Consider the following 22,346-nt stretch of genomic DNA (forward strand, 5'->3'; position numbering starts at 1 on the left):
CACACCATGCAATCGCTGCTGCTGCGGGTCGATCGGCTGTCCACCGGGCTGGGCCAGTTCTTTGCCTGGCTCATCATCCTGCTCACGCTCATGATCACCTGGGAAGTGTTCTCGCGCTACGCGCTGAACAGCCCGCACGACTGGGCGCTCGACGCCCAGGTGATGATGTACGGCACCCTGTTCATGATGGCCGGCGCCTACACGCTGGCCAAGAACAGCCACGTCCGAGGCGACGTGCTCTACGGCTTCTTCCGCCCGCGCACGCAGGCCACGCTGGACCTGATCCTGTACGTGCTGTTCTTCCTGCCCGGCATCGTGGCGCTCACCTGGGCGGGCTGGACCTTCGCGCAGGAGTCGCTCGCCATCCGCGAAAGCACCTTCAGCGCCACGCCGCTGCCGCTGTACCCGTTCAAGTTCGTCATCCCGGTGGCCGGCGGCATGCTGCTGCTGCAGGGTCTGGTGGAGATCGTGCGCTGCGTGCAGTGCATCCGCAGCGGCGAGTGGCCCTCGCGCGAGCAGGACGTCGAAGAGGTCGACGTCGAAAAGCTCAAGGCCATGGTGCACGTGAAGGACGAGGACATCCAGGCGCTGGACAAGTTCGTCGCTCCGCAGGGGGGCACGAAGTGAAGATCCGCAAGGAACTCTGGTTCGGCTTCATCCTGATGGCCCTCATCATCGCCGGCACGGCGGTGATGCTGCTGTCGGCCGACAAGATCACCAGCGGCCACCTCGGCCTGATGATGCTGGCGCTGGTGGTGGTGGCCATCATGCTGGGCTTCCCCACGGCATTCACGCTGATGGGCATGGGCATGATCTTCACGTGGATCGCCTACGAGGAGAACACCAGCAAGACGCTCACCCTGATGGTGCAGAGCGCGTTCAAGGTGATGGGCAACGACGTGCTCATCTCGATCCCGCTGTTCGTGTTCATGGGCTACCTGGTCGAGCGGGCCAACCTGATCGACAAGCTGTTCCGCAGCCTGCACCTGGCGCTGGCGCGCGTGCCGGGCTCGCTGGCGGTGGCCACCATCTTCACCTGCGCGGTGTTCGCCACGGCCACCGGCATCGTGGGTGCGGTGGTCACGCTGATGGGCCTGCTGGCGCTGCCGCAGATGCTCAAGGGTGGCTATGACGTGCGCGTCTCGGCCGGCGCCATCACCGCCGGCGGCTGCCTGGGCATCCTGATCCCGCCCAGCGTGATGCTGATCGTCTACGGCGCCACGGCGGGCGTCTCGGTGGTGCAGTTGTACGCCGGGGCGTTTTTCCCGGGGCTGATGCTGGCGGGGCTGTACATCATCTACGTGATCCTGCTGGCCAAGCTCAAGCCCAACCTGATGCCGCCCCTGACGGCGGCGCAGCGCTTCGTGCCGCTGCTGCCCGCCGTGCAGCCGCTGGCCGACCGGGGCGCGAAGCTGGCGCTGCCGGCGCTGCTGGGCAGCGCCTTCGGCACGGCCGAGGCCGGCACACGGCAGGTGCTGCGCAAGCAGCTGTTCATCGCCTTGCTGCCGCTGGCGGTGTTTCTGGTGGTGGCCTTCACGAGCTGGCACCTGAACACGCGGCCCGGCGCGGCCCCCGCGCCGGCACCCGTGACCACGGGCGATCTGGCCACGCCTGCAGGCAGCGGTGATCTGGCCGAGCCCGCCAGCGCGGGTGGGCTGCAGGAGCCGCCCAGCAGCGAAGGGGGCCTGAAGGAGCCGCCGGCCGCTGGCGGCCTGGCCGAGCCGCCAGCGGCCGGCGGCGTGCAGGAGCCTCCCGGCGCGGCCGGCATGCAGGAGCCCCCGGGGGCCGCCCCCGCCGCCGAGGCCCCGCGCGAGCGCAGCGAGCCCACGCGCGGCTTCTGGATCGGGCTGGGTGTCGGCGCCGGTGCCCTGCTGCTGTTCTACGGCCTGCTCAGCTTCCAGCGGCTGGAGGTGTTCAAGATGCTGCTGGGCAGCTTCTTCCCGCTGCTGCTGCTCATTCTGTCGGTCCTGGGTTCCATCGTGCTGGGCCTGGCCACACCCACCGAGGCCGCCGCCGTGGGTGCCTTCGGCGGCTACCTGCTGGCCGCCGTCTACGCGGTGCTGGGCAAGGGGGCGGGCGGGCGACGGCGCATCTTCGGGCTGTGGCTGCTGCTGTGGTCACCGGCGATCGCGGTGCTCACGTGGTTCCTGCTGCACGAAGAGGGCTTCGGTGCGCCGCCGGTGCCGCTGTGGCTGGGCAGCGTGGCCGCGGTGGGCGTGCTGGGTTGGGTGTTCGCGGCCTACCGGCAGTCGGGCCTGCAGACCGAGGTCAAGGAGTCGGTGCTGCTGACGGCCAAGACCAGCGCCATGGTGTGCTGGCTGTTCGTGGGGAGCGCCATCTTTTCTGCCGCCTTCGCGCTGCTCGGCGGCCAGGAGCTGGTCGAGAAGTGGGTGATGTCGCTCAACCTGAGCAAGACCGAGTTCCTGGTGCTCAGCCAGGTGATCATCTTCATCCTCGGCTGGCCGCTGGAGTGGACGGAGATCATCGTGATCTTCATGCCCATCTTCATCCCGCTGCTCGACAACTTCGGCGTCGACCCGCTGTTCTTCGGCCTGCTGGTGGCGCTGAACCTGCAGACGGCCTTCCTGAGCCCACCGGTGGCGATGGCGGCCTTCTACCTGAAGGGCGTGAGCCCGCCGCACGTGACGCTGAACCAGATCTTCGCGGGGATGATCCCGTTCATGGGCATCCAGATCATCGCCATCGTGCTGCTGTACAACTTCCCGGCGATCGGGATGTGGCTGCCGGAGGTGCTGTACCGGTAGCGCGCCCGTGAAGACGGCCCGCGCGTCGAAAGCGACGGGCGGGCCTGGCGGACCGGGGGCAAGCGGGCCCCCGGGAAGGGCGGACGGCGGCCGCTCAGCTGCCCAGCGAACGCGCCAGCGCGAACACCGAGTTCGGCGCCGTCGTGCGCACCGGCTTGACCGCCGGTTGCGGCGCAATGGCCCGGCGCGCGGGGCGGGCCTCGACGCTGATGCCCGAGTCCTTCTGCTCCTGCACCAGGCTGGCCAGCGTGATCGTGGCCATGTGCTCCAGCATGGTGGCGTTCAGGCGCTGCCACAGCGCGCGGCTCATGCCCAGGCTGCGCTCTTCCTCGCCCTGGCTCTCCAGCGGCTCGTCGACGGCCGAGACGATATCGGCCACCGTGATGCGCTCGGCGGGCCGGCCCAGCGTGTAGCCGCCACCGGGGCCGCGTGTGCTCTCGACGAGGCCGTCCTTGCGCAGGCGACTGAACAGCTGCTCCAGGTAGGACAGCGAGATCTGCTGGCGCTGGCTGATGGTGGCCAGGGCCACGGGCCCAGCCGGCTCGCGCAGGGCGAGGTCGATCAGCGCGTTGACGGCAAAACGGCCCTTGGTGCTCATGCGCATGGGGTGTGCTCCTTGTGAAGCGCAGCGGGCTGTCGCAAGCCCTGGTGTGACACGACAACACTGAATGTAGGGTCAGGTTTTATTCGCGTAAATTCGATAATTGAATAAGTAAACTTCGTAAAAAACGCATCGTTCCACGGAACCTCCAGCCGAGTCTGCATGAACTTCAAGCACCTGCACTACTTCTGGGTGGCCGCCAAGGCCGGTGGCGTGGTGAAGGCCGGGGAGCAGTTGCACACCACGCCGCAGACGCTGTCGGCGCAGATCAAGCTGCTCGAAGACCGGCTCGGCCGGCGCCTGTTCCGCAAGAGTGGCCGGCAGCTCGAGCTCACCGAAGACGGCCGCGTGGCGCTGCGCTACGCCGACGAGATCTTCGCGCTCGGCGGCGAGCTCGAGACGGCCCTGCGCGAAAAGCGCGGCACACGCGAGCAGGTGCTGGAGCTGCGCGTCGGCCTGGAAGACGTCGTGGCCAAGTCGGTGGCCTACAAGCTGCTGGAGCCGGCGCTGGGCCTGGCCGAGCCGATCCGGCTGATCTGCACCGAAGGTGGCTTCAACGAGCTGATGGCCCAGTTGGCGCTGCACCGCGTCGACCTCGTCATCGCCGACGAGCCGCTGACGCGCAAGCTCAGCGTCAAGGCCTTCAACCACAAGCTGGGCAGCTCGACGGTGACCTTCTTCGCCGCGCCCGGGCTGGCGGCGCGGCTGCACCAGCCCTTCCCGGAGTGCCTGGACGGCGCCCCGATGCTGGTGCCGGCAGGCAGCTCGGCGGTGCGGCCGCAGTTCGACGCCTGGCTCGAGCGCGAGCGGCTGCACCCGCGCGTGGTGGCGGAGTTCAGCGACGGCGCGCTGATGAAGGCCTTTGGCCGCCAGGGCCGCGGCGTGTTTCTCTCGCCCAGCGTTGTCGAGGAGGAGACGGTGGCGCAGTACGGCGTGCAGGTGATCGGGCGCTGCGACGAGATCAGCGACGACTTCTACGCCATCACCGCCGAACGGCGCATCACCCACCCCGGTGTGGCCGCCATCACGCAGGCGGCGCGCGCAGAGCTGTTCAGCGGGGCCCGCGGCGGGGTGGCGACGGGCTGAAGCCGCCGTCACGCGCCTGCCGTCACTCGGCCGAGGATCCCTGCGCCAACGACGCGCCCGCGCCGGTGAGCGCGGCCATGGTGTCCGTGATCAAGTGCGTGGGGATGGCCTGCAGGAAAGGGCGGAAGCGGCCCTTGGCCTCGAAGCGCTCGCGGAACGACGAGCGGAAGAAGCGTTCGCCCAGGCGCGGCACGATGCCGCCGCCCACATAAAGACCGCCACGGGCGCCGACGGTGAGCGCGACGTTGCCGGCGAAACCGCCCAGCAGCGCGCAGAACAGGTCGAGCGTACGGCCACACGGCGCGTCGCTGCCGGCGATGCCGCGCTCGACGATGTGCTCGGCGCTCAGCGTGTCCGCCACGCGCCCCTCCACCGCGGCGATCGCGCCGTGCAGCACCGGCAAGCCGATGCCCGACAGCAGCCGCTCGGCCGAGACGTGTGCGAACTCGCGCCTGGCCGCCGCGAGGACGGCGCTCTCCAGATCGTCGGCCGGCGCCAGGGTGGCATGTCCGCCTTCCCCCGGCACCGCCACCCACGCGCCCCGGTGCGGCAGCAGGGCCGCCACGCCCAGTCCTGTGCCGGGCCCCACCACCGCCAGCACGCCGCCGGGGGCGGGCCGTGGCGTGCAGCCGACCGGGCGCAACTGCGACGGCTCCAGGCAGGGCAGGGCCAGGGCCAGGGCCTCGAAGTCGTTGAGCACGTCCAGGCGGTCGAGCCCGAGCTGGGCGCGGGCATCGCGGCGCGAGAAACTCCAGCCGCTGTTGGTGAGCGTGATGCGGTCATCGGCCACCGCTGTGGCCACGGCCCAGGCGGCGGCACCCGGCGCCTCGAAGCCGTTACCGAGCTGCTCGCGCAGCTCGGCCAGGTAGGCCAGGGCGGCCTCTGTCGGCCCCGCGTGCGCCGCGCACGGCAGACTGCGAACGTGCGCCACGCCGGTGCCCGGACGGGCCATCCAGCCGAAACGCGCGTTGGAGCCGCCGATGTCGGCCACCAGCCAAGGAGCCGGCGGCACCTGGGCGTGCCGGGGCGAATGCCCCGCGGAACGCCCCGCGCCGGGATGGAGATCGTTCATGGACGGCTTCGCAACAAAGGAATGGCGCGCGGACGGTAGCAAAACTACATCTATTGAACAAGCGGACAGCTTCCATCGAGCGCCCATGCGACAGCTTGACACCGATCGAATCGGGTTGACCCTGTAGTGAAGCTACAGCTTCGGCACCCAGACTTCAAGCTGCCGTCAAGCCCCCGACCTCACGCACAATCCGGTCCATCCGGCCCATCCGGCCCCGGACGGCCCCGCCGCATGACCGCCCCCTTCGACAGCCCGCGCCTGCTCGCCGACATCGGCGGCACCTACGCCCGCTTCACGCTGGAGAGGGCGGCCGGCCAGTTCGAGCATACGGCCTCGCTGCTGTGCGCGGAGCACGCCGACTTTCACGCCGCCGTCAGCGCCTACCTGCTGGGCCTGCCGCCTGGGCTCGCCGAGCGCATCGAGCACGCCGCGATCGCCATCGCCAACCCGGTGGAAGGCGACGAAGTGCGGATGACCAACTACCACTGGCAGTTCTCCATCGAGCAGATGCGCCAGCGCCTGGGCCTGCTGACGCTGGTGGTGGTGAACGACTTCACGGCGCTGGCGATGTCGCTGCCGCGCCTGGCGCCGCACCACCGCCGCCAGGTCGGCGGCGGGCTGTCGCGCGAGCGCAGCGTGCTGGGTGTGCTCGGCGCCGGCACGGGCCTGGGCGTCAGCGGCCTCATCCCGGCCGCAGAAGGCTGGGTGGCGCTGGGCACCGAGGGCGGCCACACCAGCTTTTCGCCCCGCGACGAGCGCGAGATCGCGATCTTGCGCTACGGTCTGGCGCAGTACTCGCACCTGTCGCACGAGCGGCTGCTGTCGGGGCCGGGGCTGGAGCTGATCCACCGCGCGCTGCGCGCTCACGCAGGCCTGGCCCCGCAGGCGCTGGCCGCGCCCGAAATCACGCGGCGCGCGCTCGAGGGCCAGGACGCCCTGTGCGCCGAAACGCTGCAGGCCTTCTGCGCTGTGCTGGGCAACGTGGCGGGCAACCTGGCTGTGACCCTGGGGGCGCTGGGCGGCATCTACATTGGCGGCGGCATCGTGCCGCGGCTGGGCAGCTACTTTGACCGCAGCCCGTTCCGCGCCCGCTTCGAGGACAAGGGCCGCTTCTCCGACTACGTCAAGGGCATCCCGACCTACGTGGTGACCGCCGAGCACGCCACCTTCGTCGGCGCCTCGGCCATCCTCGCGGCGCAGCTGCGCACCCTGCAGGCCGAAAACGGCTCGCCGGTCCTCGGGCAGATCGAGCGCGCCCGCGACAGCCTCTCACCGGCCGAGCGACGTGTGGCCGACCATGTGCTGGCGCACCCGCGCGCCGCCCTGGGCAACCCCATTGCCGAGATCGCGCGTGCGGCGCAGGTCAGCCAGCCGACGGTGATCCGCTTCTGCCGGAGCCTGGGCTGCGAAGGCCTGTCGGACTTCAAGCTGCGACTCGCCTCGGGCCTGAGTGCCACGGTGCCGATCACGCACACGCAGGTCACCGGCGAAGACAGCATGCTCGAGCTCGGTGTCAAGGTGCTGGGCAATACCGCGAGCTCGATCCTGGCGCTGCGCGAGCAGCTCAACCGCGAGACCCTGGCCACCGCCATCGAGCTGCTGGCTGGCGCGGCGCGCATCGAGTTCTTCGCGGTGGGCCACTACGGCGTGGTGGCGCTCGACGCGCAGTTCAAGTTCCTGCGTTTCGGCGTGCCCTGCGGCAGCCACACCGACGTGCGCCTGCAGCCGCTGGCCGCGGGCGTGCTGAAGCCCGGTGACGTGGTGGTGGCGATCAGCAGCAGCGGCCGCATCGACGACCTGCTGGCGGTGGTCGACACCGCTCACGAACGCGGCGCCAAGGTGCTGGCCGTCACCGCCAGCCAAAGCCCGCTGGCGCGCAAGGCCGACGTGGCGCTGATCGTCGACCACGTGGAAGACGTGGCCACCCACGTGCCCATGGTCAGCCGCATCCTGCACCTGCTGGTGGTCGACATCCTGGCCGTGGGTGTGGCCATGCGCCTGGGCGGCGACGCGGCGCTGCCGCAGGGCCCGGCCGCCGAACTCGACGAGGCCACCGCGCCGACCGGAGCACGCCCGGTGGCACCGGGGGTGAGCACGGCGCGGCCTTTGGCGGGACTTACTTCACACAGCCGCTGACCGCGCCGCTTCGGCCGCGCTCCTAGAATCCGTTTCCGCTTCGAGGAGCGCTGCGACGGGCCCCGCTCCCGCCAGGCTCGAGGTGGCGGCCGCCCGCACGGCCGCGGTTCAAGCAACGGCGCTCGATCTCCCCGCCCGGAGTCGAGTTGCATGAACGCGAAAGCCGTCCCCATCCTGCCGCAAGAGCCCCATGCTCCTCCGCCGATGCGCCTGTCGGGCCTGGAGCCGGTGGCCATCGGTGCAGGCACGCTGTTCGTCAACATCGGTGAACGCACCAACGTCACCGGCAGCCGCGTGTTCGCCAAGATGATCCTCGAAGGCCGCTTCGAGGACGCGCTGGCCGTGGCGCGGCAGCAGGTGGAAAACGGTGCGCAGATCATCGACGTCAACATGGACGAGGCCATGCTCGACAGCGCCGCGGCCATGGAGCGCTTTCTCAAGCTGCTGGCCAGCGAGCCCGAGATCGCGCGGGTGCCGATCATGATCGACAGTTCCAAGTGGAGCGTCATCGAGGCCGGCCTGAAGTGCATCCAGGGCAAGGGCATCGTCAACAGCATCTCGCTCAAGGAAGGCGAAGCCGAGTTCCGGCGCCAGGCCACGCTGGTGCGGCGTTATGGCGCCGCCGCCGTGGTGATGGCCTTCGACGAGAAGGGCCAGGCCGACACCTACGCGCGCAAGACCGAGATCTGCGCGCGCGCCTACCGCATCCTGGTAGAGGCGGTCGGCTTCCCGCCCGAAGACATCATCTTCGACCCCAACATTTTCGCCATCGCCACCGGCATCGAGGAGCACGACAACTACGCCGTCGACTTCATCGAGGCCACGCGCTGGATCAAGCAGCACCTGCCGGGGGCCAAGGTCAGCGGCGGCGTCAGCAATGTGAGCTTCAGCTTCCGCGGCAACGACCCCGTGCGCGAGGCCATCCACACGGTGTTCCTGTACCACGCCATCCGCGCCGGGCTGGACATGGGCATCGTCAACGCCGGAATGGTGGGCGTGTACGACGATCTTGAGCCCGAGTTGCGCGAGCGCGTGGAGGACGTGGTGCTGAACCGCCGCTGCGATGCCGGCGAGCGCCTGATCGAGATCGCCGAGCGCGCCAAGGGCCTGGCCCGTGACGACAGCGCGCGCCTGGCCTGGCGCGCCGGCACGGTGGAGGAGCGCCTGAGCCACGCCCTGGTGCACGGCATCAACGAGTTCATCACCCCCGACACCGAGGAGGCCTGGCGCGCCGTGCAGGCGCGCGGCGGGCGGCCGCTGCACGTGATCGAAGGCCCGCTGATGGCGGGCATGAACGTCGTCGGCGATCTCTTCGGCGCCGGCAAGATGTTCCTGCCGCAGGTCGTGAAAAGCGCCCGCGTCATGAAGCAGGCGGTGGCCCATCTGCTGCCCTACATCGAGGCCGAGAAGAAGGCCGTGCAAGACGCCGGTGGCGATGTGAAGCCCAAGGGCAGGATCGTCATCGCCACCGTCAAGGGCGACGTGCACGACATCGGCAAGAACATCGTCACCGTCGTGCTCCAGTGCAACAACTTCGAGGTCGTCAACATGGGCGTCATGGTCGCGTGCCAGGACATCCTGGCCAAGGCCAAGGTGGAGGGCGCCGACCTCATCGGCCTGTCCGGCCTGATCACGCCCAGCCTTGAGGAGATGCAGCATGTCGCCGCCGAGATGCAGCGCGACGATTACTTCCGGCTGAAGAAGATCCCGCTGCTCATCGGCGGCGCCACCACCAGCCGCGTGCACACGGCGGTAAAGATCGCCCCGCACTACGAGGGCCCGGTGGTCTACGTGCCGGATGCGTCACGCAGCGTGGGCGTGTGCAGCGAGCTCCTGAGCGACGAGCGCGCCGCGAAGTACATCGCCGAACTGCGCGCCGACTACGACAAGGTGCGCGAGCTGCACGCCGGCCGCAAGCAGACGCCGCTGGTGACGCTGGCCGCCGCGCGGGCCAACAAGGCGCAGCTCGACTGGGCGGCCTACGCGCCGCCGAAGCCGCGCTTCATCGGTCGGCGCGTGCTGCGCAATGCCGATCTCGCCGAGCTCGCCGCCTGCATCGACTGGGGACCCTTCTTCCAGACCTGGGACCTTGCCGGCCGCTTCCCCGACATCCTGCGCGACGAGGTGGTGGGCCACGAGGCGCAGCGCGTGTTCTCCGAAGGCAAGCGCATGCTGCAGCGGCTGATCGAGGGCCGCTGGCTGCAGGCCCACGGCGTGGTGGCGCTGCTGCCGGCCGCGACGGTGGACGACGACGTCATCGAGGTCTACACCGACGAGTCGCGCAAAGAGGTGGTCTTGCGCTGGCAGCCCCTGCGCATGCAGACCGAACGGCCGGTGGTGGAGGGCATGCGCCGCCCCAACCGCAGCCTGGCCGACTTCGTGGCACCCGCGGGCGGCCCGCCCGACTACATCGGCCTGTTCGCCGTGACGGCCGGCCTGGGCGTGGACAAGAAGGAACAGCAATTCCTTCAAGACCACGACGACTACAGCGCCATCATGCTCAAGGCCCTGGCCGATCGTCTGGCCGAAGCCTTTGCCGAGCGGCTGCACCAGCGCGTGCGCACGGAGTTCTGGGGCTACGCGCCCGACGAGGCGCTCAGCAACGAGCAGCTGATCGCCGAGGCCTACCGCGGCATCCGCCCGGCACCCGGCTACCCGGCCTGCCCCGACCACCGCGTCAAGCGCGCGATGTTTGAGGTGCTGCAGGCGCACGATATCGGCATGGGCCTCACCGAGAGCCTGGCGATGACGCCGGCCGCCAGCGTCAGCGGCTTCTACCTGGCCCGCCCCGAGGCGCGCTACTTCAACGTGGGCCGCATCGGAGACGACCAGTTGGCCGACTACGCGGCACGCGGCGCGCTGCCCGAGGCCGAGGCGCGGCGTGCGCTGGCACCGTTGCTGCCATGAAACCCCTGCCTGCCGGCCGGCGAAAAGGGGATTTCACTTCAGCAATGCGCGCCAAGCTAAAGCGCGAGAATCGAGCTCAAGCTTCTGCGGCTGGCTGCCGAAGAAGCGTCGTTCACTGACGCGCGCGCCCCCCGAAGCCGCGCGGCTTGTCCCGGGAGATGTTGATCGTGCGCCTCACCTTGCTTGCCATGCCCCGCAGGCACGTGCTGGCCCTGCTTGCCGCACTGACGGTCTCCGCCTGCGGCAGCGGCGGCGTGGCCAACCAGACCGACCCTGGCAGCCCTCCGCCTGCCAAGCCGCTGCAGCCGCCTCCGGTGGTCGCGCCGTCCGTCACGCGGGCACAGGCGGCGCGCTTCCTCACCCAAGCCAGCATGGGCCCCACCGAGGCCGAGATCACGCGCGTCGTGAACCTTGGCTACGCCGGCTGGATCGACGCCCAGCTTGCGCTGCCGGCCACCTCGCACCGCGCGTACTGGGAGGTGCGCGACGCCGCCATCCGGGCCGCCACGCCCGGGAGCACGGCGGGCCAGGACCAGGTGTACGAAAGTTTCTGGAAGCAGGCCGTCACTGGCGAGGACCAGCTGCGCCAGCGGGTGGTCTGGGCGCTGTCGCAGATCTTCGTCATCTCCTTGGCCGACAGCAACGTGGGTGGAAACCCGCGTGCCGTGGCCGCCTGGCTCGACATGCTCGGCGAACAGGGCCTGGGCAACTATCGGCAGCTGCTGGAAAGCGTGTCGCGCCACCCGATGATGGGCCTGTACCTGTCGCACCTGCGCAACCAGAAGGCCAACCCGAACACCGGCCGTGTGCCCGACGAGAACTACGCGCGCGAGGTGACGCAGCTGTTCTCCATCGGCCTCGTGGAGCTTAACGAGGACGGCACACCGCGCCTGACCGGCGGCAGCCCCACGGACACCTACAGCAACGCCGACATCAGCGGCATCGCCCGCGTGTTCACCGGTTGGAGCTGGTCCTGCCCCAACGGCACCGACAACACCTGCTTCATCGTCGGCATCGTCGACGGTGTGTCGGACCCCGACCGTGGCATCAAGCCGATGCAGGCCTTTCAGCAGTTCCACAGCATCGAGGAGAAGCGCTTCCTGAGCGCCGTGATCCCGGCCCAGACCACGCCCGACCCGCACAGCAGCCTGCGCGTCGCGCTGGACACCCTGGCCAACCACCCGAACGTCGGCCCGTTCATCGGCCGTCAGCTGATTCAGCGCCTGGTGACGAGCAACCCCAGCCCCACCTATGTGCGCGACATTGCACGGGTGTGGGCCAACAACGGCCAGGGCGTGCGCGGCGACCTGCGCGCCGTGGTGCGCGCCATCCTGCTGCACCCCGAGGCCCGCGGGCCGGCCACCGACACCAGCGGCAAGCTGCGCGAACCGGTGCTGCGGCTGGCGGCCGCGATGCGTGCGCTCGGCTTCCAAAGCGACACCGGCTGGTGGCGCGTGGGCAACACCGACAATGCGGCCACCGCGCTGGGCCAGACGCCGATGCGTGCGCCGTCGGTGTTCAATTTCTACCGCCCGGGTTACATGGCACCCGGCACCAGCAGCGCCGCGCGCGGGCTGGCGGCGCCGGAGCTGCAGATCGCCTACGAAACCAGTGCCGCCGGCTACGTCAACTACATGCGCGATGCCGTTTCGGCGGGTGTCGGCAGCAGCAACACCCTGAACGGCGTCACGCGCCGCGACATCCAGGCCGACTTCAGCGCCGAGATCGCGCTGGCCAACGTCCCGGCGGCCCTGGTCGATCGCGCGTTCTTGAGGCTGTTGCCGCACGTCACGGTGTCCGATGAGCTGCGCAACGACATCGTCGCCGCGGTCGGCTCGATCGCGCTGCCCACCAGCGGCAGCACGGCCACGGCGCTGCGCAACCGCGTCAACACCGCCCTCTTGCTGACGCTGGTCAGCGCCGAATTCCAGGTGCAGCGATGAGTGCCGACAGCCGCTACCGTTCAGTTCCCGTGCTCGACGCCGCGCAGCGCGGCGGCCGCCGCGTGTTCCTGCGCCAGGCCGGGGCGATGGGCGTGCTGGCCGGTGCGGGCGCGCCGCTGGCCTTGAACCTTCTGGCCGCCAGCCACGCCGCTGCGCAGAGCGCCACCGACTACCGCGCCATCGTCTGCGTGTTCCTGTTCGGCGGCAACGACAGCTTCAACATGGTGCTGCCCACCGACAGCAGCAGCTTTGCCGCCTACACCAGCACGCGCAACCAGGCGCCCGACTCGATCGCGCTGCTGGCGCCGGGCACGGCACCGGTCACCAGTGCGGCGGCGGGATCGCCGGCCCGGCTGGGTGGCGTGCTGCCGATCAAGCCGATCGATGCCCAGGGCCGCAGCTTTGCGCTGCACCCGTCGATGGGCGCGCTGGTGCCGCTGTTCGACACCCAGCGCCGGCTGGCCGTTCTGCCCAACATCGGGCCGCTGATCCTGCCCACGAGCAAGGCGCAGTTCTCGCAGGTCGCGCACCCCAAGCCGGCCCGGCTGTTGTCGCACAACGACCAGCAGAACACCTGGCAGGCCCTGAGCCCGGAGGGAGCGATCATCGGCTGGGGCGGGCGCATCGGCGACCTGCTCGCCAGCGGCAACACCACCGCGGCCTTCACCACCGTCTCTGCCGCAGGCAACGGCGTGTTCCTGTCCGGCCAGGTGGTGCGCCAGTACCAGATAGGCACCAATGGGCCGACGCGGGTGGCGGCCGACTCGGCCGGTCGTGTCTACGGCTCCACCGCGGTGACCACGGCGCTGGAGCGCATCGTCTCGCGCAGCCGGGGCGGCCACGTGTTGGAGGCCGACCTCTCGGTCGTGGCCAAGCGCGCCATCGAGGCCGAGCTGCTGTTGCGCAACTCTCTGGCTGCGCAGGACGCAGCCCCGTTCGGCACACCCGTCACCAGCGGCACCTACAACGCCGCCAACGACCCGCTGCTGCGCTACACCAACCCGGTCACCGGCGCGGTCGGCGTCAACAACCTGGCGCAGCAGTTCCAGGTGGTGGCACGCATGATCGACGCCAGCCGCCGCGGCGCAACGGGGGTGCGGCGCCAGGTGTTCTTCGTCAGCCTGGGTGGCTTCGACACCCACGACTTCCAGAACCGCGACCACACCGACCTCTTGGCCAGGCTGGCGCACGCGATGGTCTACTTCGACAGCGTGCTCGGCAGCCTCGGGGCGCAGGGCGGCGTCACCACTTTCACGGCCAGCGACTTCGGGCGCACCTTCACCAGCAACGGCGACGGCACCGACCACGGCTGGGGCTCGCACCAGTTCGTGATGGGCGGCGCGGTTCGGGGCGGCAGGCTGTTCGGCCAGTTCCCCGTGCTGGCCACCAAGAACGCCAACAACAGCAACTTCGACGGCAGCCCCGACCAGCTGGCCAACGGCAACCTGCTGCCCAGGACCAGCGTCGACCAGCTCGGCGCCACGCTGGCGCGCTGGATGGGCGTGTCGGAAAGCGGCGTGCAGGACATCTTCCCGAACCTCGCGAACTGGAACGTGTCGGCGCGCGACCTGGGCCTGTTCAACACCTGACGGCGGCCTCGGCCGCGCGCCGCGCGGGCGGATCGGCACGCCCGCGGCTTCTGGCCGAGCGGCACCCGGAACACCCGGTTGAGGTGCGGCGCCCGGACGCCTGCCGCCAGGCCCCGCCCCGGCCAGGCCCACCGTCTGAACGCCGCGCAGCGCGACGGCGCGCGCCCGTGCTGCCCCGGCGCGCCCGAAGGCGCAGCGGTCGACACCCGCAAGAATCCGGTCATCGGCCCGGCCTGCACGGCCCGCCTTCACGCAAGGAGACCCCCCGATGAACCTGCACGACCCGATGCGCCGCCGCCTGCTGGCCGCCGGCACGCTGCCGGCGTGGGGCTTGGCCGCGGGCTGCGCCACGCCCACGTCGCAGCCCTCATCGCAGCCCTCATCGCAGCCCGCCCCGCCACCCGCGCTGCCGAGCGTGCCCGTGGGCCGCGTCGAGCGGCTGCCCGGCCTGGCCTCGCGCCACGTCGCACCGCGCCCCGTGGACGTCTGGCTGCCGCGCGGCTACGACGGCACCCGGCCGCACGCCGTGCTGTACATGCACGACGGCCAGATGCTGTTCGACGCCCACACCACCTGGAACCGGCAGGCCTGGGAGGTGGCGCCGACGGTGCAGCGGCTCATCGACGCCGGGGCGCTGCGCGACACGATCGTCGTCGGCGTGTGGAACACCGGCCCGACGCGCTTTGCCGAGTACTTCCCGCAGGGCTTCATCGAGCACGTGCCCGAAGGAGCGGCGCGGCAGGTGCTGATGGCGCGCGGCTACGCCAGCCGGCCGCCCCTGGCCGACGCCTACCTGCGATTTCTTGTCACCGAGCTCAAGCCCGCCATCGACGCGCGCTACCGCACGCGACCCGGCCGCGAGCACACCGCCGTGGCCGGCAGCAGCATGGGCGGGCTGATCTCGCTGTACGCGCTGTGCGAGTACCCGCAGGTGTTCGGCGGCGCGGCCTGCCTGTCCACGCACTGGATCGGCGGCTTCGAGCGCAACGCCGAGATCCCGGCCGCCGGCCGCGCCTATCTGCGGCGCCGGCTGCCGGCACCCGGGGAACACCGCCTCTACATGGACCGCGGCACCGCCGAGCTCGACGCGCTGTACGACGAGGCGCAGGCGCAGGTCGACGCGCTGATGCGCGAGCGGGGCTTCGGGCCGCCGCACTTCGTGACCCGCGTGTTCGAGGGCGAGGGCCACAACGAGCGGGCCTGGGCCCGGCGCCTGGAGATCCCGCTGCGCCACCTGCTGGGCGCCTGATGGCACCGCGGTCTGCGGCCCTGCAGCGGATGAGCCCGTCTGCACGCTCGCACTCCTCTCCCCGGCTCGCGGCCCTGGCGGCGCCGCTGCTGCTGGAGCTGCTGCTGGCCTTGCTGGCGGGCATCGTGGGCACGGTGCTGGCGGCGCGCCTGTCCGATGCGCACGGCGCCGGCTTCGCGCTGGCGCACCACGTGTTCGGCACCCTGTTCCTGCTGTTCCGCATCGTGGGCGCCGGGGCCGGCGTGGTGCTGACGCAGGCGCTGGGCGCCGGCCGCCGCGACGAAGCCGACGCCGTGGCGCGTGCGCTGCTCGGCGCCAGCACCTGGATCGGCCTGGCGGTGGCCCTGCCCGCAGCGCTGGCCGCCGCGCCCTTGATGCGGCTGATGAACGCGCCGCCGGAGGTGCTGCCGCTGGCCACGACGCTCTTGGTGGCGCTGGCGCCGGTGCTGGTGCTCGACGCCTGGTGCGCCAGCCTCACCACCGTGCTGCGCAGCCACCTGCGCGCGCGCGACACGCTGGCCGTGATGACCGCGATGCAGGGGCTGCAGCTGCTGCTGATGGGGCCGCTGATGCTGGGCTGGGGCCCGTGGCCCGACGACTGGGCGCTGGGCCTGCCGGGCTTTGCGCTGGCGGTGCTGCTGTCGCGCCTGCTGGCGATCGGGCTGCTGCTGGCCTTGTGGCGGGCGCGGCTGGGCCTGGTGCCGCAGCCGGCCGACGGGTGGCGCTGGCGGGCGCCCGAGCTGCGCGCGGTGGCGCGCATCGGCCTGCCCGGCGCGGCCGAGAACGCGGCCTACCGGCTGGCCTTCCTGGTGAGCGTGGCGGTGGTGGGGCAGATGGGCGCGGCGGCGCTGGCCACGCACGCCTACGCGCAGCAGGTGATCATGGTGGTGCTGCTGTTCGGGCTGGCCACGGGGCTGTCGGTGGAGGTGATCGTGGGCCACCGGGTGGGCGCCGGCCGGCTGCACGAGGCGCACGCGCTGGTCAAGCGCGCGCTGGCGCGCGGCCTGGCGGTGAGCGTGGCGGTGGCCACGGCGGCGGCACTGCTGGGGCCGTGGCTGATGCCGCTGTTCACGCAGGACGCCGCCATCGCTGCAGCGGCGGTGACGCTGCTGTGGTGGACCGTGCTGCTGGAGCCCGGCCGCACCTTGAACCTCGTCGTCATCAACGCGCTGCGCGCTGCGGGCGACGCACGCTACCCGGTGCAGGTGGGCGCCGTCAGCATGGCCGTGGTGCTGGCCGGCGGCAGCTGGCTGCTCGGCCACGTGCTCGGCTGGGGCCTGGTGGGCGTGTGGATCGCCTACGCGGCCGACGAGTGGCTGCGCGGGCTGCTGATGTGGCGGCGCTGGGTGCGGCTGCAGTGGGTGCCGATGGCGCGGGGGAGTCGGAGGCGGTTGGGGCGCTGAGTGGGCGTCAGCGCGGCGGAATGCTGCGGACCAGGAACTTCTCCACACGGGTCCAGAAGTCGATGCGGTTCGCCGGCTTGTCATGGGCGGCACGCGCCGATCCTGCGCACCCCAGGCCAGCAGCACGGCGCGGCGGCCTGATGCGGTTGACGGCGCCCGGCAGCCGCCGGTCCACCTCGGCCTGCAGCGCCTTCATGCCCTCGTCCCGCAACCGCGTGACCTCGCCGTCGCCCTGGAGGCGGATGCCCAGCACCCACTCATCGTTGGCCACGAACTCGGGCACCAGCTCGAAACCAGCCACGGCCAGCAGCGGCTTGTCGGAGAGCCGCCCGGTGCGCGGGTCCAGCCTGTGCAGCACCTGGGTGCGCCGGGCATCGGGCGCGGCCACGTAGAAGGTGCCGTCGGAGCCTACGACATCGCCACCGAGCGCCCCGACGGCGCGAGCTTGACATCGGCCACCGGCGAGTCGGCGAAGAACGCCTCGGCTGGCACCGGCACCGGCGCCTGCGCCTGCGCGTTCCACACCGGCAGCATCAGTACGGCCACCCAGCCCACCCACCGGCTCATGTCCATGCCTTTGCTCCGCAAAGCCTCGTCACGATGAAGCCGCCCCGCTCAACGCAGCGGCGCCGCCTTGCAGTGCCGAGCGATGTAGTCCTCGTGCGTGGGCATCAGCTCCACACACTGGGCGATGACGCCCTCGACGCTGGCCAGGTACGCGGCCGTCTCGTCCTCGTCGATGAGCGCCGCCAGCGGGTGCGCCTGCGCCGGCTTGAGGCCCTGGCCCTCGAAGACCTGCAGCCAGGCGACCTCGGCGAACAGTTCGCCGGCCTCGCGGAAGATGCGGCCGCGGCTGCGGTAGAGGTTCATGCGCCGCGTGAGCGAGGCCGGCACGTCCATCGTGCGCACGTGGCGCCAGAACGGCGTGTCGTCGCGCTCGGTGAGGTGGTAGTGCAGGATCAGGAAGTCGCGGATAGTCTCGAACTCCATCCGGTTCTGGCGGTTGAACTCGTCGATGTCGGCCTGCACGAAGGCGCCGTCGGGCCAGAAGCTGATCAGCCGCGCGATGCTGGCCTGGATCAAGTGGATGCTGGTGCTCTCCAGCGGCTCCATGAAGCCCGAGCTCAGGCCCACGGCCACGACGTTGGCGTTCCAGCCCAGGCGCCGCATGCCAGTCGTGAAGCGCAGCGGCCGGGGCGCGGCCAGCGCTTCGCCGGGCAGGTGGGCCATCAGCAGCGCGGTGGCCTCGTCGTCGCTGATGAAGCGGCTGCAGTAGACATGGCCGTTGCCGATGCGGTGCTGCAGCGGGATGCGCCACTGCCAGCCCGCCGTGCGCGCGGTGGCGCGGGTGTAGGGCGTGATCGGGTGCACCGACGCGCAAGGCACGGCCACGGCGCGGTCGCAGGGCAGCCAGTGCGTCCAGTCCTCGTAGCCGGTCTTCAGCGTCTGCTCGATCAGCAGGCCGCGAAAACCCGAACAGTCGATGAACAGCTCGCCCTCGACGCGCTGACCGTTGTCGAGCGTGACGGCCGAGACGTGGCCTTCGCGGCCGGCCGCCTGCGTCTGCGCGACCTCGACGATCTTGCCCTCGATGCGCTGCACACCCCAGCCCTCGGCCAGCTTGCGCAGGTGCCGTGCGTACAGCGAGGCGTCGAAGTGAAAAGCGTGCGCGATCTCGGCCAGCGGCGAGTTGCCCAGGCTGGCGTCGGCGCGCATGAACTTGTTCGCCTTGGCCGCGGCGCGGGTGATCGAGTAACGCTCCAGCTCACTGGCACGGCCGGCGGCGCGCAGGCGGTTCCAGTACTGGTCGAAGCCCACCGTCCAGAGGTCCTGCCCGATGCGGCCGAAGCCGTGCATGTAGACCTCGCCCAGGCGGCCCCAGTCGACGAACTCGATGCCGAGCTTGAAGCTGCCCTGCGTCTCGCGCAGGAACTCGTCTTCGTCAATGCCCAGCACGGCGTTGAAGCGCTGGATCATCGGGATGGTGGCCTCGCCGACGCCCACGATGCCGATCTCGTCGCTCTCCACGAGGCGGATGCGGACGCGGTGCGCAGCCTCGCCGATGCGCAGCACCTTGGCCAGCGCGGCCGCGGTCATCCAGCCGGCGGTGCCACCGCCGACGATGACGACGTCCTTGATGAGGGTGTCTTGCATGGTGCTGCGATGCTAGACGCCAGACCCTGTTGGAAGAAGGCCCCGGCCACGCGGGTGGCAGGGGCCTTCGGGGGCTTCCGCGCGTCAGCGCGCGGCGGTGCGGTCGATCAGAACTTGTAGTTCAGGCCGACCTGGTAGTACTTGCCGTCCCTCTTGTTCTCGACCTGGTTGGACAGCACGTTCGGGTCGCCGCCGCGGTAGCGGATGAAGGGCGTGTTGTCGGCATTGCTCATCTCGCCGCGGATCGACAGGCCCTTCAGGGCGCCGCTCTGGAACTCGTAGCCGACCTGGACGTCGGTGATCGTCTCGCCCTTGATGTAGGTCAGGCGGCGGTCGCCCGCGAAGTCGGCCACCTCGCCGACGAAGTCCGAGCGCTTGCGCGCGGCCACGCGGGCCGAGAAGCCCCACTTCTCGAAGTAGACCGCGTAGTTCGTCACCCGCTCCGACAGGCCCGGCAGCGGAATGTTCGGCGTGGCCACTGAGTCCACCGACACCCCCTGGGTGGGGATGTTGATGCTGCTGGAGGTGTCAGAGTGGTTGACGAAGAACCCGAAACCGTCGAGCGCGCTGCTCACCATGTTCAGCGGGAAGTTCGCGGACAGCTCGATGCCCGAGATACGGCCGCCCGAACCGTTGACCGGCTGCGTGAAGCTGCCGATCAGGATGTCGGTCACGCCCGGGGGCGCCGGCGGGATCACAGCGCCCGGCGGCAGGAAGCGCCGGAAGTCGTAGTTGCGGTCGGTGACGCTGACGATGAAGGTCTTCAGGTCCTTGTAGAAGCCGGCGATGCCAATGTAGGCCTTGCTGCCGAAGTACTTCTCGTACGACAGGTCGATCTGGTTGGCGCGGAATGGCTCGAGCTTCGGGTTGCCGCCGCTACCGGTGAAGCGGTTCTCGTTGGCGTTGAAGTCGAAGGTGCGGCTGGCGCGCATGTCGTCGACCTTGGGCCGCGCCATCACCTGGGCCAGGCCCAGGCGCACGATGCCTGCGTTGCCGAGGTCCCAGTTCAGGTTCAAGCTCGGCAGCACATCGGTGTAGGTGGTGCCCTCGGTGAACTCCGGTGCCGGGCACACAAAGTCCGAGGTGCAGGTGCGGCGGTCGACGTTGAAGGCGCGCGAGCTCTGGTCGGTCTGCACGAACTGCAGGCCGACGTTGCCGCGCAGGCCGGCACCGAACAGCTGGCTGTCGATGTCGCCCTTGGCGTAGAAGGTATTGACCTTCTCTTCGACAAACCAGTCCTTGTTGAAGATGTCGGCGTTGAGCTTGCGCTCGACGCGGTAAATCGAGCCGACCGACTCCGACGAGTCGAACGACGCCACGCTGATGGTGCCGCCGCCCGGCATGGGGATCGCGGTGGTGGCGCTGCCCGGCACCGAGGCCGAGCCCAAGCCGGTGGTGTCACCCAGGATCACCAGGCGGCCTTCGGTGAACGAACGCTCCTTCTCGCGCTTGGATGCATGCACGCCACCTTCCACCGAGACCAGCGGGCCCCAGCTGACGTCGGTCTTCAAGGCCAGCCTGAGGCCGTTGATCACGTCCTCGACCTTGGGCAGCTTGCTGTACCCGGCCTGCGGCTGCGCGGTGCCACCCCCCCAACCCTGCACATCGGTCAGCCGGATGATGCTGCGGTCGGCGTAGTTGAGCCCGGGCGTGAATCTGGCGGTGTTCGTGAAGCGGACCGTATCCAGCTGCGCCGTGCCCAGCGTGCTCTGCGCCGTGCCGGCGGTGGTCTCGATGATGCCGCCGCGCCGCTCGGCCTTGCTGTGGCTGAGGTCGGCGATCGCCGTGAAGCCGCCCACCTTGAACTGCGTGTTCCAGCCGATGGACAGGTTCTCGTCCTTCGTGCTCTCGCTGTCGTTGCGCACGACGGCGCGCACGTTGTTGAAGACGCCGGTCGTGACGTCACTGCCGCTGGTCGTGGCTTCGGTCAGCACGCCCGCGACGTCGTAGTTGAAGGTGCCGTTCCAGGAGTCGTTCAGCGGCGCCTGGAAGCCGGTCGTCGTCTTGACCTTGTCGAAGGTGCTGTGGAAGACGTCCAGCGTGGTGTTGAAATCCTTCGATGGGCGGTACTGCAGCGTGGCGGCGACGCCGTCGCGCTTGCGGTTTTCCTGGTCGGCGAAGATGCCGAAGCCGTTGTACGGAACGTTGAGCTCGGGGTTGGCCGGGTTGCCGTTGAGGCGTGCCTTGCCACCGCCCCAGCTGTCGAAGCGTGCCGTGGAGCCGCCCTGCTCGTCGAGCCGCGCGAAGCCGATGGCCACACCGAGCTTGCGGTCCAGGAACTGGTCGACGTAGCTGATGGCGAAACGGTCGCCGTCGCCTTCGGTGCCGGCGCCGCCGACGTTGAGTTTGTTCTTGCGGTATGACAGCGCCACCTGGCGATTGGCAAAGTCGAGCGGCCGCACCGTCTGCATGTCGACCGTGCCCGACAGGCCCTGCCCGACGAGGGCGCCTTCCGGCGTCTTGTAGATCTTGACGCCACCGAGCAACTCGGCCGGGTACTGGTCGAACTCGACGCTGCGGCTGTCGCCGGTGCTGGCCTGTTCACGGCCGTTCAGCAGACTGGTGGCGAAGTCAGGCGGCGTGCCGCGGATGCTGATCTGGCTGGCGCGTCCGGCCGTGCGCTGCGCCGAGACACCCGGCAGGCGCGAGACGCTTTCGGCGATCGAGATGTCAGGCAGCTTGCCCAAGTCCTCGGCCGAGATCGCCTCGACGATCTGGTCGGCGTTCTTCTTGACGTTGATCGCACTCTCAATGCCGCGGCGAATGCCGGTGACGGTGACCACCGCGGGCGTCTCGGTGGCGGCCGGCGCAGCCTGCTGCGCCTGTGCGGCACCACCGCTGGCCAGCACGGCGGCCACGGCAGCGGCCACGGGGGTGGCTCGCCACAGCACGGCCGGGGTGCGGGCGGAGAGGGACTTCTTCATGGGTGTCTCCTGAGAGCTTCTTGGAGGTGGGGTGCGGGCCGGCCACCCGGGCTGGGAGGGGGCTGCCGTCCGCTGCCGCCGGAACGGGAACACGCTTGCGGACCCGAACTTTGTATCAAAACTAGATCATCCGTACCCCTGCGGAAACCCTAGATCGGTGCGCACGGCCCGGCCCCATGGTGCGCTTGATCGGCGATTTACCCAGAACGACGCGGCCTTCAGCGCCGAAGACACGCACCGAATTGGGGATTGTCCAAGCCATGTCCTGTCAACTTGTAGCCAAACTACAGAAGTTTGTCGGGGCGCGCCGCTGTGGCTGCACCGGCCCTCGCCCGACTGGCGCGACCAGATCCTGTGCTTCGTGATGGCCGTCCGATGGGCCGACGGCGACCCGGCCCACAGCGACCAGGACGCGGGCGAGCATCGCCCTGGCTACCGCTGGCACGCCGACGACACCCAGCCGCTGCAGGCGGCCAGCGTCCAGCTGGGCGGGCTTGGCGACCTGGCCACCGACAAG

General features: G+C 70.2%; 15 protein-coding genes and 1 riboswitch. Of the genes, 9 read left to right on the forward strand and 6 right to left on the reverse strand.

Going from position 1 to position 22,346, the window contains the following annotated elements:
* Positions 1-6 precede the first annotated feature (6 nt).
* Both KA711_03785 and KA711_03790 read left to right on the forward strand, forming a co-directional pair.
* On the forward strand, positions 7-627 hold the full coding sequence (locus tag KA711_03785) for a TRAP transporter small permease subunit (GenBank protein MCM0608100.1): 621 nt from the start codon (positions 7-9) through the stop codon (positions 625-627).
* Entirely contained in the window at positions 624-2,765 is a 2,142-nt protein-coding gene (locus KA711_03790; protein ID MCM0608101.1) for a TRAP transporter large permease subunit, read from the forward strand. The genes KA711_03785 and KA711_03790 overlap by 4 nt, the downstream gene beginning before the upstream one ends.
* Positions 2,766-2,859: 94 nt before the next feature.
* On the opposite strand, the gene KA711_03795 is transcribed toward KA711_03790, so the two are convergent.
* On the reverse strand, positions 2,860-3,369 hold the full coding sequence (locus KA711_03795) for an Rrf2 family transcriptional regulator (protein ID MCM0608102.1): 510 nt from the start codon (positions 3,367-3,369) through the stop codon (positions 2,860-2,862).
* Between the two features lie 159 nt (positions 3,370-3,528).
* Between KA711_03795 and nhaR the strand changes: the two genes are divergently transcribed.
* Positions 3,529-4,452: a transcriptional activator NhaR gene (nhaR, locus tag KA711_03800; GenBank protein MCM0608103.1), complete on the forward strand. Its 924-nt coding sequence runs from the start codon at positions 3,529-3,531 to the stop codon at positions 4,450-4,452.
* 22 nt (positions 4,453-4,474) lie between these two features.
* Here the strand turns inward: nhaR and glk are convergent, their stop codons facing one another.
* A complete protein-coding gene (gene glk / locus KA711_03805) occupies positions 4,475-5,524 on the reverse strand; it encodes a glucokinase (protein ID MCM0608104.1) in 1,050 nt (349 codons plus the stop codon).
* 231 nt (positions 5,525-5,755) lie between these two features.
* On the opposite strand from glk, the gene KA711_03810 reads away from it, so the two are divergent.
* The 6 genes from KA711_03810 (at position 5,756) to KA711_03835 (ending at position 16,751) form a co-directional block, all read left to right on the forward strand.
* On the forward strand, positions 5,756-7,660 hold the full coding sequence (locus tag KA711_03810) for a glucokinase (protein MCM0608105.1): 1,905 nt from the start codon (positions 5,756-5,758) through the stop codon (positions 7,658-7,660).
* A 36-nt stretch (positions 7,661-7,696) separates the two neighbouring features.
* Positions 7,697-7,791: riboswitch (S-adenosyl-L-homocysteine riboswitch) on the forward strand.
* A gap of 19 nt (positions 7,792-7,810) precedes the next feature.
* Positions 7,811-10,567 (forward strand): methionine synthase, encoded by a 2,757-nt coding sequence (gene metH / locus KA711_03815; GenBank protein ID MCM0608106.1) that lies wholly within the window; start codon positions 7,811-7,813, stop codon positions 10,565-10,567.
* 188 nt (positions 10,568-10,755) lie between these two features.
* The gene (locus KA711_03820; GenBank protein MCM0608107.1) at positions 10,756-12,510 is read left to right on the forward strand and encodes a DUF1800 domain-containing protein; all 1,755 of its coding nucleotides are present in this window, start codon (positions 10,756-10,758) and stop codon (positions 12,508-12,510) included.
* Positions 12,511-12,596: 86 nt separating this feature from the next.
* Positions 12,597-14,099: a DUF1501 domain-containing protein gene (locus KA711_03825; protein ID MCM0608108.1), complete on the forward strand. Its 1,503-nt coding sequence runs from the start codon at positions 12,597-12,599 to the stop codon at positions 14,097-14,099.
* Between the two features lie 268 nt (positions 14,100-14,367).
* On the forward strand, positions 14,368-15,348 hold the full coding sequence (locus KA711_03830; protein MCM0608109.1) for a hypothetical protein: 981 nt from the start codon (positions 14,368-14,370) through the stop codon (positions 15,346-15,348).
* 29 nt (positions 15,349-15,377) lie between these two features.
* A complete protein-coding gene (locus KA711_03835; GenBank protein ID MCM0608110.1) occupies positions 15,378-16,751 on the forward strand; it encodes an MATE family efflux transporter in 1,374 nt (457 codons plus the stop codon).
* Between the two features lie 7 nt (positions 16,752-16,758).
* Here KA711_03835 and KA711_03840 read toward each other — a convergent pair whose 3' ends face one another.
* The 4 genes from KA711_03840 to KA711_03855 form a co-directional block, all read right to left on the reverse strand.
* Entirely contained in the window at positions 16,759-17,139 is a 381-nt protein-coding gene (locus tag KA711_03840; GenBank protein MCM0608111.1) for a hypothetical protein, read from the reverse strand.
* Between the two features lie 20 nt (positions 17,140-17,159).
* On the reverse strand, positions 17,160-17,324 hold the full coding sequence (locus tag KA711_03845) for a hypothetical protein (GenBank protein ID MCM0608112.1): 165 nt from the start codon (positions 17,322-17,324) through the stop codon (positions 17,160-17,162).
* 42 nt (positions 17,325-17,366) lie between these two features.
* A complete protein-coding gene (locus KA711_03850; GenBank protein MCM0608113.1) occupies positions 17,367-18,905 on the reverse strand; it encodes a tryptophan 7-halogenase in 1,539 nt (512 codons plus the stop codon).
* Positions 18,906-19,012: 107 nt separating this feature from the next.
* Positions 19,013-21,829, reverse strand: coding sequence for a TonB-dependent receptor (locus KA711_03855; GenBank protein ID MCM0608114.1), 2,817 nt, complete (start codon positions 21,827-21,829; stop codon positions 19,013-19,015).
* Positions 21,830-22,346 lie beyond the last annotated feature (517 nt).

Origin of the sequence: Ideonella sp. WA131b (genome assembly GCA_023657425.1) — a bacterium.
In the GTDB taxonomy this organism is placed as follows: Bacteria; Pseudomonadota; Gammaproteobacteria; order Burkholderiales; family Burkholderiaceae_C; genus Rubrivivax.

Coding starts and splice junctions, on each gene's coding strand:
- KA711_03820 (MCM0608107.1), top strand. CDS start 10,756: ATGCCCCGCAGGCACGTGCTGGCCCTGCTTGCCGCACTGACGGTCTCC.
- KA711_03825 (MCM0608108.1), top strand. CDS start 12,597: ATGGGCGTGCTGGCCGGTGCGGGCGCGCCGCTGGCCTTGAACCTTCTG.
- KA711_03850 (MCM0608113.1), bottom strand. CDS start 18,905: ATGCAAGACACCCTCATCAAGGACGTCGTCATCGTCGGCGGTGGCACC.
- KA711_03835 (MCM0608110.1), top strand. CDS start 15,378: ATGAGCCCGTCTGCACGCTCGCACTCCTCTCCCCGGCTCGCGGCCCTG.
- metH (MCM0608106.1), top strand. CDS start 7,811: ATGAACGCGAAAGCCGTCCCCATCCTGCCGCAAGAGCCCCATGCTCCT.
- KA711_03845 (MCM0608112.1), bottom strand. CDS start 17,324: ATGGACATGAGCCGGTGGGTGGGCTGGGTGGCCGTACTGATGCTGCCG.
- KA711_03795 (MCM0608102.1), bottom strand. CDS start 3,369: ATGCGCATGAGCACCAAGGGCCGTTTTGCCGTCAACGCGCTGATCGAC.
- KA711_03810 (MCM0608105.1), top strand. CDS start 5,756: ATGACCGCCCCCTTCGACAGCCCGCGCCTGCTCGCCGACATCGGCGGC.
- KA711_03855 (MCM0608114.1), bottom strand. CDS start 21,829: ATGAAGAAGTCCCTCTCCGCCCGCACCCCGGCCGTGCTGTGGCGAGCC.
- KA711_03830 (MCM0608109.1), top strand. CDS start 14,368: ATGAACCTGCACGACCCGATGCGCCGCCGCCTGCTGGCCGCCGGCACG.
- nhaR (MCM0608103.1), top strand. CDS start 3,529: ATGAACTTCAAGCACCTGCACTACTTCTGGGTGGCCGCCAAGGCCGGT.
- glk (MCM0608104.1), bottom strand. CDS start 5,524: ATGAACGATCTCCATCCCGGCGCGGGGCGTTCCGCGGGGCATTCGCCC.
- KA711_03785 (MCM0608100.1), top strand. CDS start 7: ATGCAATCGCTGCTGCTGCGGGTCGATCGGCTGTCCACCGGGCTGGGC.